Annotated in this window: 12 protein-coding genes; 3 read left to right on the forward strand and 9 right to left on the reverse strand. The window is 61.6% G+C overall.

Going from position 1 to position 12,486, the window contains the following annotated elements; genetic code table 11:
* Window positions 1–18 precede the first annotated feature (18 nt).
* From MKS11_RS03440 to speB, 7 genes are read right to left on the reverse strand one after another with little or no spacing between them, the layout of a single operon-like run.
* Entirely contained in the window at window positions 19–951 is a 933-nt protein-coding gene (locus MKS11_RS03440; RefSeq protein ID WP_284109372.1) for a glyoxylate/hydroxypyruvate reductase A, read from the reverse strand.
* A 5-nt stretch (window positions 952–956) separates the two neighbouring features.
* Window positions 957–1,685, reverse strand: a complete 729-nt coding sequence (locus MKS11_RS03445) for a class II aldolase/adducin family protein (RefSeq protein WP_049093578.1) — start codon at window positions 1,683–1,685, stop codon at window positions 957–959.
* The gene (locus MKS11_RS03450) at window positions 1,686–3,206 is read right to left on the reverse strand and encodes an amino acid ABC transporter permease/ATP-binding protein (RefSeq protein WP_023318955.1); all 1,521 of its coding nucleotides are present in this window, start codon (window positions 3,204–3,206) and stop codon (window positions 1,686–1,688) included.
* A 30-nt stretch (window positions 3,207–3,236) separates the two neighbouring features.
* Complete coding sequence (locus MKS11_RS03455) at window positions 3,237–4,040, reverse strand: ABC transporter substrate-binding protein (RefSeq protein WP_087770862.1); 804 nt, start codon at window positions 4,038–4,040, stop codon at window positions 3,237–3,239.
* A 19-nt stretch (window positions 4,041–4,059) separates the two neighbouring features.
* Window positions 4,060–5,127, reverse strand: a complete 1,068-nt coding sequence (locus tag MKS11_RS03460; RefSeq protein WP_017900632.1) for an isopenicillin N synthase family oxygenase — start codon at window positions 5,125–5,127, stop codon at window positions 4,060–4,062.
* On the reverse strand, window positions 5,124–5,987 hold the full coding sequence (locus tag MKS11_RS03465) for a sugar phosphate isomerase/epimerase (protein ID WP_048325427.1): 864 nt from the start codon (window positions 5,985–5,987) through the stop codon (window positions 5,124–5,126). Before MKS11_RS03465 ends, MKS11_RS03460 begins: the two co-directional genes overlap by 4 nt.
* 10 nt (window positions 5,988–5,997) lie before the next feature.
* The gene (gene speB / locus MKS11_RS03470) at window positions 5,998–6,948 is read right to left on the reverse strand and encodes an agmatinase (protein ID WP_004145693.1); all 951 of its coding nucleotides are present in this window, start codon (window positions 6,946–6,948) and stop codon (window positions 5,998–6,000) included.
* 115 nt (window positions 6,949–7,063) lie between these two features.
* Between speB and MKS11_RS03475 the strand changes: the two genes are divergently transcribed.
* Window positions 7,064–7,975 carry a LysR family transcriptional regulator gene (locus tag MKS11_RS03475; RefSeq protein WP_087770861.1) on the forward strand — a complete coding sequence of 304 codons (912 nt, stop codon included), beginning with the start codon at window positions 7,064–7,066 and terminating at the stop codon, window positions 7,973–7,975.
* Window positions 7,976–8,170: 195 nt separating this feature from the next.
* Here MKS11_RS03475 and MKS11_RS03480 read toward each other — a convergent pair whose 3' ends face one another.
* The gene (locus MKS11_RS03480) at window positions 8,171–8,794 is read right to left on the reverse strand and encodes a hypothetical protein (RefSeq protein WP_064183149.1); all 624 of its coding nucleotides are present in this window, start codon (window positions 8,792–8,794) and stop codon (window positions 8,171–8,173) included.
* 198 nt (window positions 8,795–8,992) lie between these two features.
* A complete protein-coding gene (locus tag MKS11_RS03485; RefSeq protein ID WP_087770860.1) occupies window positions 8,993–10,114 on the reverse strand; it encodes an FAD-dependent oxidoreductase in 1,122 nt (373 codons plus the stop codon).
* 185 nt (window positions 10,115–10,299) lie between these two features.
* Between MKS11_RS03485 and MKS11_RS03490 the strand changes: the two genes are divergently transcribed.
* Window positions 10,300–11,199, forward strand: coding sequence for a LysR family transcriptional regulator (locus tag MKS11_RS03490; RefSeq protein ID WP_043521365.1), 900 nt, complete (start codon window positions 10,300–10,302; stop codon window positions 11,197–11,199).
* A 120-nt stretch (window positions 11,200–11,319) separates the two neighbouring features.
* Window positions 11,320–12,477, forward strand: a complete 1,158-nt coding sequence (locus MKS11_RS03495; protein ID WP_064150737.1) for a S9 family peptidase — start codon at window positions 11,320–11,322, stop codon at window positions 12,475–12,477.
* The last annotated feature ends 9 nt before the right edge of the window (window positions 12,478–12,486 follow it).

Here is a 12,486-nt window from a genome sequence, read left to right on the forward strand (position 1 = left end):
CGACGGTATCGGTGGGGATCAGTAACCGGCGTGCTTATTGACCAGGTTTTTGAGCGGCAGCCCGCGACGCTGGCGCTGAATGTTCTCCAGCAGCTGGCGGGCGATCACCTCGGCAGGGGCAGCAGAGGCCATATGCGGGGTGATCACCACCTGCGGATGGCGCCACAGCGGATCGTCAGCCGGCAGTGGCTCCTGCGGGAAGACGTCGAGCACTGCGCCGGCGAGCTGGCCGCTCTCCAGCGCCACCAGTACATCCTCATTGACCATATGCTCTCCGCGCCCGCAGTTGATTAATACCGCTCCGGCGGGAAGCCGGCTGAACAGCGGCGCGGCGAGGATACCCCGGGTCTGCGCGGTGAGCGGCAGGAGGTTAATCAGTCCGTCAAGCGACCCGAGGAAGCTGTCGAGCGCCTCCGCGCCGCGATAGCAGGTGACGCCAGCCAGCTGCTTTTCACTGCGCGACCAGCCGGAGACCCGATAGCCAAGGCGGGCCAGCTGGTCGGCGATATAGCCGCCAATTTCGCCGAGGCCCATAATGCCGATATGGAAGTCGGCGGCGGCGCGCTGGGGATAGAGCTTCCAGGTTTGGGTCCGCTGGTGGGCCAGCGCCCGGTCGAAATGGCGCTGAAACCACAGGACGCTCCACAGGGCATATTCGAACATGCCGTGACGAAAGTCCTCATCGATCACCCGGCACAGCGGGATATCGCTGGCGAACAGCGCGGGCGGCAGATGATCGACCCCGGCGGAGGCAGCCTGGATCAGCTTCAGCCCCGGCGAGCGGGTCAACAGCTGCGGGTTCGGGAACCAGCAGCTGGCGTACTGGGCGTCGCGCGCCGCCTGGTGATGGGGCAGGAGCGCGGTGACGTCGGGAAACTGCTGCAGGGCGGCGCAGATATCGCGGGCGAAATCCGCGTCGTTACAATCCACCACGATAGTGATATCAGACATAGGCGTTAGTCTTGGTAAGAGGTATCGAGACGGTCAAGACGGCGCAACCACGCCTGCCAGACCTGTTGACGTTCATGCTCCACGCCCATCAGCTGCTCGCAGGCGTGCTGGCTGAGATGCGGGGCGATGGTGTGGACCGGGCTGAGGGCCGCCAGCTGGGCGGCGGCCATCTGGATCTCGCAGGCGCGGTTGAGGTAGTACATGATGTAAAAGGCGTCAGCCACGGTGCGGCCCACCGACAGCAGGCCATGGCTCTGCAGGATCATGGCGATATTATTCCCCAGCGAGCGCTGAATGCGCGCCCGTTCGTCAAGGTCAAAGGCCACCCCTTCATAGGGGTGGTAGCCGACGCGCTGGTAAAACTCGGTGCTGATCTGGTTGAGCTGCAGCAGGCCATCCTCGCAGGCGGCCACCGCCATCCCCGGCAGGGTGTGGGTGTGGATCACGCAGTGGGCGTCTTCCCGGGCCATATGCACCGCACTGTGGATGGTGAAGCCCGCCGAGTTAGCCGGCGCGTCGCCCTCGACGACTTTGCCCTGCATATCCACCACGATCAGGTTGCTGGCGGTGACCTCGTCAAACATCATGCCGAAGGGATTAATTAAAAAGCGCGGCTCGCCGTCGCCGGGCAGGCGCACGGAGAAGTGGGTGTAGAGGGTATCCTCCCAGCCGAACAGCGCCGCCAGACGGTAGGCGGCGGCCAGCTGCTGGCGCAGGTGTTGCTCAGTTGCCATTTAGCGTACTCCCATAAATTCACGGATTCGTTGCAGAGAAGGGGCCTCCAGCGGGCTGCGGATCACCTGCGGGGCGATGTCGGCCTGCACCACGCCGTTCTCCATCAGCACCACGCGGTCGGAAATCGACAGGGCAAAATCCATCTCGTGGGTGACAATCAGCATGGTCATGCCTTCGCGGGCCAGTGACTGAATGACCTTTAGCACCTCGCCCACCAGCTCGGGATCCAGCGCTGAGGTCGGTTCGTCAAACAGCATGATGTCCGGCTTCAGCGCCAGCGCCCGGGCGATCGCCACGCGCTGCTGCTGGCCGCCGGAGAGCTGGCCGGGGTATTTGTGGGCGTGGGCCAGCAGACCGACGCGGTCGAGCAGCGCCAGGGCCTGCTCGCGGGCGACCGGCTGATCCAGCAGCTGGTGGTAGCGCGGAGCCAGCATCACGTTGTCGAGCACCGTGCGGTGGGGGAACAGGTTGAAGCTCTGGAAGACCATGCCGATACGCCGCACCCCGGCGCGCATCTGGCGTTTATCGACGATGGCTCCGCCTTTCAGGTAGTCCTCGCCGTAGAGAATGATCTCCCCGCCATCAATACTTTCGAGGGCGTTGATGGTGCGGATCAGGGTCGTTTTGCCTGAGCCGGACGGGCCGATGATGCTGATCACCTCCCCATTCTCCACCTGTAGGTCGATGCCTTTCAGCACCTCATGCTGACCCCAGGATTTGCGGATGCCCCGCAGATCCAGCGCCGGCGGCGCGCCGTTGACGGCCGGAGTTTTGATCTCCTCCGTCAGCGCCGGCAGGCTCTGGCGCAGCGCCTGGCATTCCGCCTCGCTGAGGGTTTGCGGACGCTTGCGCTGAATATCGAGGCTATTCTCCAGCCCCCGGAACAGCCAGGTGAAGACGGTAACCACCATGACGTAGTACACCGCCACCGCCAGCAGCGTCTCCATCACGAGGAAATTTTGCGCGTACAAGCGCTGGCCGGTGAGCAGCAGCTCGGGTAAGGAGACCACCGACAGAATCGAGCTCAGCTTAATGATGGTGATGTATTCATTGATCAGCGTCGGCAGCGAGATGCGAAACGCCTGAGGAATAATAATTAGCCGCTGGATGCCGATAAAGCTGAAGCTCAGCGCATGGCCCGCCTCGCTTTGCCCTTTGGCCACCGACAACAGCCCGCCGCGGTGGATCTCCGCCATATAGGCCGCTTCGGTGACGGTCATCGACACCAGCCCGGCGATAAACGGCACCCCGAGCAGCGGCTGGGTCACCGGAAACAGCTGCGGCAGGTTGTAGACAAACACCAGCAGCACCATCAGCGGCACGCTGCGGAAAAACCAAATATAGAGTTCGACGGGGATCTTGATCCAGCGCGGCGCCGAGAGCTTCGCGCAGGCTAGCAGAAAACCGACCACCAGGCCGATCCCCCAGGACAAGGTGCTGACCACGATCACGGTCACGCACGCCTGCCAGAATGCCCCAATGCTAAACAATGAAAAAAAGTATCCCCAATCGAACGCCATACCGACTCCTGTTGCGCAGTGCTTATTGTCTTAATCGATGCTTTCTAAGTTGTATTTTTTGATCAGCGCGGCATATTGGCCGTTGGCTTTCAGCGTGGCGAGGGTGGCCTTAATCGCCTCCGCCAGCTCCGTGTTGCCTTTGGCGACGTAGATCCCCAGCGGCAGCGGGTAGACCAGGCGCGTCGAGCTTATCGCCAGGCGACCGCGGCTCTTATCGACGATAATCTGCGCCGCCGGGGCAATCTCGAGCTGGGCGTCGATATTCTTCGACAGCAGCGCCTGGGAGGCTTCCGGCGCCGTCGGGAACTCCTGAATGGTGATGGCCGGTTTACCGTTTTTCAGGCACCACTCATCGGAGTGTTTTTTCAGGCTGGTCACCCAGGTGGTGCCTGCCTGCAGACCGACCTTCACGCCGCACAGCTCATCTTCGGTTTTCGGCTGCACCGCGCCGCCCTTCAGGGCGATGATCGACGCGCCGGAGAGGGCGTAAGGGATGGCGTCGGCTTGCTTCTGGCGTTCCGGCGTCACGTACATCCCGGAGATCACCGCGTCATATTTCTTGCCGATGCCGAGGATCAGGCTGGTGAACTTGGTGTCGATCAGCTGCGGTTTGGCCTGCAGATGCTCGGCGATCAGCGTCGCGAACTCCGGGTCGAGACCGACGATGTTGTTATTGCTGTCATAGGACTCAAACGGCGGGTAGGTAACCTCCATCCCCACCTTAAAGACGCCCTCGGTCAGCAGTTCCGCCGCCTGGGTGACAGGGGAAAAACAGGCGCTGACGGCGAGGGTAAGCGCGACACGGCGCGAGATTTTTTTCAGGGTGCTAGTCATCATGGTTCCTCACGGGGGGTTAGGGGTTTTTTTGCTGTGCCTGTTTTTTCAAATGGCCAAAGGTATTGGTGCCGCGCGCGCGCTCCGGCAGCTGGAGCTCGCCGCGATTGACCTTCTCGCGCAGATAGCGATAGGTTTGCAGCGCCTGGCTCCACATATGCTCTCCGATGCTCAGCTCCTGATATTCGCTGGCTTCGCCGGCGGCCAGAAAGGTCGGTAGCGGGCGGATCAGCGTGTGGTAATCGCAGGCGAAAAACAGCGGGAAGGAGTACCGCTCCTGCGGCACTTTGCGCACCCGGTGGGCTGTAGCAACAAATGTGCCAGCGCTGAGCACTTCCAGCATGTCGCCGATATTGATCACGAACGCCTCTTCTCCGGCGGCGTTCGTGACGGGAGGCGCGTCGATCCACACGCTTTCTTCATTGAGCACTTCAAGCCCGGGCTGGTCGGCGAGCAGCAGGGTGAAGCACTCATAGTCGGTGTGTGCACCAATTCCGGGAACATCTTCGACGCTGGCGTCGAACGGGTAATGGATTAGCCGCAGCTTAGCCGGCGGGCAGGTCACCATCGGTTTGAAATACCCTTCCGGCAGGCCGAGCGCGAGGGCGAAAGCGTCGAACAGGCGGTGGCCGAGGGCGAAGACCGCATCGTAGTAGGCCAGCACCCGCGCGCGGAAATCCGGCAGATCGGGCCACTCGTTGGCGCCGATCAGCGGTGTACCGGCGAGCACCAGCGGATGGTCGTCCGCCGCCTGGAAGCCGATATCGAACGCCTCTTTATGGTCCGGCTTGCCGGCGCCGTAGATCTCTTCTCCTTCCGGGACGTAGCCCTTATGGCTTTTGGAGCGGCCGATGTAGTAGTTCATCTTCTCCTCCATCGGCAGGGCGAAGATCTGCTTCGCCGCCTCGCGGACGCCGGCGATCAGCGCCGGGTCGATGCCGTGGCCGGTGATGTAGAAAAAGCCCACCTCGCGCGCCGCGCGGCCGATGGCGTCGGCCACCGCCTGGCGCCTGGCGAGATCGTCGCCGGCCAGATCGCGGATATCGATGGTCGGGAGTTCAGTAAAAGCGTGCTTCACGGCGGTCATGGCTGCGGTTCCTGTTCAGTGAGCGTTAAAAACTGCTGAAAGTGGGCCTGCTGGCGCGCGGCCATCCAGGCGTTGAGCGACCAGAGATCGGCCACCGGAACGTTGGTGAACGGCAGGTGGTGCAGATAGCCGTCGGCGCCAAACTCCGGCGTCAGGGTAGTTTGCTGATAGCCGCGCCGGCGCTGTGAATGCCAGATTTGCTCCCAGAAGCGCTCGGCAAAGGCCAGCGCCGGCTGATACTCCGGCGCCGCCGGGTGCGGCACCTGCGGCCCCTGGTCGTAGCCCACCCGGGCCTGCACGTGATGCACGCGGTCGATAAAGGCGCTGAAGTCATCGCAGGGGTCATCCAGCAAGCGCTCGCTGACCACCACCCAGTGGCTGATGTCGGCGGTAAAGCGCAACTGGGGGAGTTGCTGAACAATCTCCAGGGTGAGCCACGGGCTGTACAGCGAGGTGGCGCGATGGGTTTCAAAGCTGCAGGTCAACCCAAACCCGGCGGCCAGCTCGTGCGCCCTGCCGAGAAAATCGACCTGCTGCGCCAGCGGCCAGCGATCGTTGCCCGCCAGCAGATTGACAAAGCGCGGGTTGAGACCGCTGGCCTCGGCGAAGCGGGTCTGCAGGCGCGCCAGATGCTGTTCCGGCGTTTCATGCTGGGCGGGGAGCACCCCACCGCCGCTGAAGAGGATGGCGATATACTCCAGCCCCGACGCCTGCAGGCGGTCGGCGAGCTGCCGCCGCTCCTCCGCCGTCAACGGGACGCGGGCTTCGATACCGCAGCAGCCGACGCGCTGCAGTTCATCCAGCGTTTGCGGCCAGGGGGTCGTCACTCCCCAGAGGGTGCGAAAGCATTTCAGCTCCATGGCGGCTTCCTCAGGCGTACTTCACGCCGGGCAGGACGCAGAGCATCTCGTACAGCAGGTTGGCCGCCAGCTGGGAGGTATTACCGCTCACGTCGTAGGGGGGCGAGACCTCCACCAGATCGGCGCCAATCAGGTTCAGGCCGCGGCAGCCGCGGACGATCTCCAGCGCCTGAATGGAGGTCAGACCGCCAACTTCCGGCGTCCCGGTTCCCGGAGCCCAGATGGGATCGAGGCTGTCGATATCAAAACTGAGATACACCGGCCCGTCGCCCATCTGCTGGCGGACTTCGGCCATCAGCGGCGCCAGCGAGGTATGCCAGCACTGCTCCGCCTGCACCAGGCGAAAGCCCTGGTCAACGCCCCATTGGAAGTCGCCGGCGGCGTAGCCCTGGGCGCGCTGGCCAATCTGCACCACCCGTTTGAGGTCGAGCAGTCCCTCCTCAACGGCGCGGCGGAAGGTAGTGCCATGGGCGATTTTCTCACCGAACATCTCATCATTGGTGTCGGTATGGGCGTCGACATGGATGAGCCCCACCGGCCCATGTTTTTTGGTCAGCGCCCGCAGGATCGGCAGGGTAATGGTATGGTCCCCGCCGAGGGTGAGGGGGATCAGCGGATAACTATTCAAACCGGTGTAGTAATCTTCGATAATTTGCACCGATTTGAGCAAACTGTAGGTATTGATCGGCACATCGCCGATATCGGCCACCGACAGCGAGTCGAACGGCGCGGCGCCGGTCGCCATATTGTACGGACGGATCATCACCGATTCGGCGCGAATATAGCGTGGTCCGTAGCGCGTACCTGAGCGCTGCGAGGTGCCGATATCCAGCGGAATGCCGACAAACGCCGCATCAAGTCCCTGTAAATCTTCGATAAACGGCAGGCGCATCATCGTGGCGCGGCCGGCGAAGCGTGGCATCTCATTGCCACCCTGCGGTTGGTGAAAGAGGTTATCCATGTCTGCTCCTGAATCTGACGGATGAAACGTAACAGGAGAGATAGTGCGCAACCCGCGCTGGACTTTACATCGTCTGGCGTAAATACTCAGTTCATTTATTGGTGAACTAAATACGATGCATAATGACGCCAGCCTCAATATTCGCCAGCTGCAGGTTTTCGAGGCGGTGGCGCGCCTGGAGAGCTACAGCCGGGCCCAGCAGGAGCTGGGCATTTCGGTCTCCGCCATCAGCAATGCGATGTCGCAACTGGAGGGACAGCTCGGCTTCACCCTCTGTCAGCGCGGGCGCGGCGGCTTTTCCCTGACCGAGAAAGGTCAGCAGTTTTTACAGCAGGCGATCCGCGTGCTGAGCGAACTCAATGAGCTGGGGCGGCAGTCGGCCCTGCTTAAAGGGGAGCACAGCGGCACCCTGTGCATCTCGACGCTCGACTCCATCGAGACCGAAACGGCGCTCTCGCTGCCGGTGGTTCTGCGTAGCTTCAGCGACAAATTTCCCCATGTGCATATCAAACTGATTATTCGCACCCCGGCGGAGCAACTGAACGGGGTGCTGAACAACCATATCGACCTGGCCATCGGCAGCTACAACTCGCAGGTGCATAACATCATCAGCGAGCCGCTGTACCGCGAGCAGCACTGGCTCTACTGCAGCGATCTGCACCCGATGTTCTTCAGCCGCCAGCTCGATAAAGAGCAGATCAGCCAGTGCCCGCTGGTGACCCGCAGCTACTGGAACACCAGCGATCTCCGCCGCCGGGGCTTCAGCAAAGGCAGCGCCACCGTTGAGACCGTCGACGCCCAGCTGCTGCTGATCCTCTCGGGAAAATATATTGGCTATCTGCCGGAGCATTACGCCTGGCCGTGGATCAAAGAGAACCGCCTGCGGGTGCTGCTGCCCAACGAGTTTGGCTTTCAGTCGCCGTTCTCGGCTATCTGTAAGCGCGGGCGCAGCAATGAACCCTATCTGAAAGCGTTCCGCGATCTGCTGAAGAAGAACACGGTGGCGCGGCCGAAGTGGAATTATTAAGCGGGGCGGGCGCTTCCCTCCGCCGTGGCGGCGGTTTTCGCGCTAAGCGCGCTGCCCGGCGGGGGCGGTTTCCCTGTTCAAAAAACGAACGGCAGCCGGTAGCCCGCCCGGGCTGCGGCTGCCGGACAACTGCCTCCAGGTTATCCACAGGGTTAGGCGCCGCAGGTGTGGACAGCTCGCCTGGCGGCGTGGTCGTTAGCGATTCGCTTTAATGGTTTTTTCCGCGATCGCGATGGTGGAGATTTTGTGCAGGCAGATCAGCGCCAGACAAATCCCGCAGGCAAACAGATAACTCGCCATACTCAATTTTTGCAGACGGGATAAATGATTGATTCTGTCAATCACCGCCGGGCTGGCGAGACCTTCATACAGGAAAGGCAGGGCCGTTAAGAAGCCGCCAATAAAATAGAACACCAGACTGAAGACTTCGACAGCCTTACGGTATAACCAGAAGCGGTAACCCCATTTCTTCCATTTGAATATGCGTTTCTCATCGTTGACCGAAATCAGATGCTGGCATTTGCTGTAGTTATCAATATCGCTGACCGGATTTTTGCATTTCAATAATATCTTTCTTTGCGCCATGGTCAGGTTTTTATCTTTGGTCAGCGCGGCGATACCATATTCGTATGCGATCCGTTGCAGCTCGGGGTCGTTACTATTTTTGTACAGCGCGGCGGCGAATTCACTGATATTTTTGCGCGAGGTGAATATCTTATCTTTGGGAAATACCCAACCTGAACGCACGGCGACAATCTGAATAATCAACGTGATAATCGCGATCGCGTATTTGAAAAACTCTGCCGAGAGAATATTCATATCCGTATATTCCTTTCCATGATGAAGGGGAGCGCTGAAATATACCTTAGCCATGGGAGCGCAGGGGTGTCAAATATGATACTTCGCGAGAAGAATATCGTCGTTGACAAGGGATTAGCGGCGGGTGAAAGGGGAGTGCCGGCCAATGAACCGGGGAATAATCCGCCAGCGTGGCCGGCGGAGGGCGCCGGGCAGGGCTTATATCGGCTTCGCCGTCAGGGTCATCATATCGCCGATCGCCCGCTGTCGGTCAAAATGGCGATCGCGGTGGATCTCGCTCTCGCCGACCTGCAGCGAGGCGGCCCAGATCTGCTGACAGCGCGGCCGGCGGCGGGCGTCAAAGTGCGCCAGCGCGGCCGCGACGCTGTCGGTCTGCTGCAGCGCTTCGCGCAGCACGATGGCATCCTCAATCGCCATGCCCGCCCCCTGACCGAGATGCGGAGTGGTAGAGTGAACCGCGTCGCCCACCAGCACGACGCGTCCCTGATACCAGGGATCGTCGACGAACAGCTCTTCCAGCGGCTTATAGACGACCTCGTCGTTGTTAACGATATGCTCGCGCAGGCTGCCCGGCAACCCCGCACCGGGCGGCAGACGGCGGCGCATCTCCGCCGCCAGCTGATCGCGGGCGTAGCGGGGGTTATCCGCTTCGTGGGAGGTGATAAACAGATACATCAGATCGTCCCCCAGCGGCACCAGCCCGCAGTTGCAGCTCTCGCCCATAAAGCACATCAGATGGTCCACCTCCGGCGGTCGCGGAAAGTTGTAGCGCCATACGCCCTGACCGGTAAAGCGGGGGCGATAGCGCTCGCCGTACAGCATGCCGCGCACCCGGGAGTAGATCCCATCGGCGCCCACCAGCAGATCGTAGCGCCCCTGACCGCCACGGCTGAAGCTCACCTCAACCGCATCGTCAACCTGACGGAAGGCGTCAATGCTCTCGCCGGTGGTCAGTCGGACCCCCAGCTCCCGAGCGGTGGAACAGAGTACGTTGTGCAGGGCCAGGCGGGAGATGCCGACGTTGGCCGGGAACTGTTCACCGGCCAGCCGCTGGCCGGGAAAGCTGGCTAGCTGCTGGCCGCTCAGGGTGTGCACCGAGACGCTGTCAAACGGCCAGGCGGCGTCCAGATAGCGTTCCAGCACCCCAAGCCGCTGCATTTCGCGCACGACATTGTTCTGCTGAATGATACCGACGCCGTAGACCCGCCACTGCGGTTGGATCTCTACGACATCGACGGCGACGCCGGCCTGGCGGAGGGCGATGGCGGTACACAGACCGCCGATGCCGCCGCCAACGATTAATACGTTATTGATGTTCATCGTAGCTGTTTTCTCGAGGGGACAGAGTAGAGGACGTTAACCAGGCCAGCGGCGCGCTGACTAATCGCGATAAAGAATGATCGCTATCGCAAAAAACGATATCGCCGTGGAAATTGAAAACAAAAAGTTGCAGAAAAGTTAAATTAAGCCACAGGATAAGCACGCCATTTCTCGCCGGGGGACCCATGCGTTACCAACATCTTGATCTGAACTTACTGGTGGCACTGGATGTGTTACTTGACGAACAGAACATCACCCGCGCCGCGGGCCGGTTGCATATGACCCAGTCTGCCACCAGCGGGGTGCTCAACCGGTTACGCACCTACTTTGAGGATGATTTGCTCACCCAGGTGGGCAGAAAGATGCGGCCCACGCCGCTGGCGGAAGAGCTGCGGGAGCCGGTCCGCGACGTGCTGATGAAAATTCAGACCTCTATTGCCCGACGGCCGGTGGATGAGCCGGCAACCAGCAAGCGCCATTTCCGCATTATGGCCTCGGATTACGTGATCAACGTGATGCTGAAGGATGCGCTGCAAACGGTGCACCTGCAGGCGCCGAATATGACCTTTGAGTTTTTCTCGCCGGACGCCCAGTCCACCGGCATGCTCAACCGCGGCGAGCTGGATATCATCGTGGCGCCGGAGCGTTTTATGGCCGCCGACCATCCCGCCGAAGCGCTGTTTGACGAAGAGTTTGTCTGCCTGGCCTGGGCGGACAATCCCCACACCGGCGAGGCGCTGACCCTCGATGCCTGGCAACAGCTGGGGCACGTGTCGGTGGTCTTTGGCCGCGAGCGGCAGCCGGGGCTGGAGGGCAATCTGTTTGCCGAGTCGGGGCTCAGCCGCCGTATCGAGGTGGTGACCCACAGCTACCACTGCGTTCCGCAGCTGCTGATCGGCACCTCGCGGATCGCCACGCTGCACCGGCGGCTGGCGGAGCAGTACGCGGCGATGCTGCCGCTGCGTCTTTTCCCGGTCCCGGTGACGCTGCCGGTGATGCGCGAATTTATCGGCTGGCACCGCTCGCTGGATAACGATCCTATCTTCGGCTGGCTGAAAGCGAAAATCGTCGCCAGCGCACGCTAACCCACTGGTATTGTTCCCGTCGATACCTGACATCCTGAGACATGATTGGTCGCCCGCAGGTGCTTTATGTGACAGTGCCTGCGCTACAGCGATTGCGACTGAATGTTGAAGGATGACCCTATGTTTCGCTATTTCCCTAAAAACTATGTCTGGAACCTGTCGGTGGATCTCTCCATCGAGATGGGCGCCCGCATCGGTGAGATCGAAGAGATGTGCGCGCCGCTATTGGCCGCGTCCGAGCATCCCGACGCCGAAGGCACCCGCGCGTTCCGGGAAACCTGGTCCCGCATGGCCGATAAATTATGCGCGCTGGCCGGCGAAGATGAGGCGCGTGGACGGCGGCTGTCGGCAGGAGAGAAATATCTTCGGGCGGCCAACTATTACCTGACCTGCGAGCGCCTGCAGGCGCATGGCGCGCCGGACCGCGATGCGCTGTACTGCCGCTTTCTCGATGTCTTTGCCGCCGGGCTGCACCATACCCATGCTAACTGTCAGCGGGTGACTATCCCCTACGAGGGCAAAACCCTGTCGGCGCTTTACGTCCGCGCCGAAGGGATGACCGGCCGCGCGCCGCTGCTGGTGCAGGTCAACGGTCTCGACTCCACCAAAGAGATGAAATATCTGGTGGGGCTGCCGCAGTGGCTGGCGCGGCGCGGGGTCTCCTCGCTGGTGGTCGACCAGCCGGGAACCGGCGAAGCGCTACGTCTTCACGACATGCAGGCCCGCTATGACAGCGAGCACTGGGCCAGCCGCATCGTTGACTGGCTGGAACAGCACCCGGAGGTGGATGCCGGGCGCATCGGCATGGAAGGGGTCTCGCTGGGCGGCTATTACTGCCCGCGGGCGGTGGCGTTTGAGCCGCGCTTCGCCTGCGGCGTGGTATGGGGCGCCAATCACGACTGGCGAGAGGTGCAGCAGCGCCGCCGCGAACGCGAAGGGGATTTTCCGGTACCGCACTACTGGCAGCATGTGCGCTGGGTGTGGGGGGGTGAGGATATCGACGCTTTTATGCGCATCGCGGAGAACGTCCATCTCGACGGCATTCTTGACCGCATACGGGTGCCTTTTCTCGTCACCCATGGTGAAAAGGACTCGCAGATCCCGGTGAAATGGGCGCAGCGCACCTACGACCAGCTGGTGAACAGCCCGCGCCGCGAGCTGAAAATTTTCACTGACCGCGAGGGCGGTGTGCAGCACTCCAGCTTCGACAACTCGATTAACGCCGGGCACTACATCGCTGACTGGGTGGCGGAAGCCCTCGGCGGCCGGGTGGCCTGAACACGCATA

Origin of the sequence: Klebsiella sp. K5-45 (assembly GCF_030128605.1) — a bacterium.
Taxonomy (GTDB): domain Bacteria; phylum Pseudomonadota; class Gammaproteobacteria; order Enterobacterales; family Enterobacteriaceae; genus Klebsiella; species Klebsiella quasipneumoniae.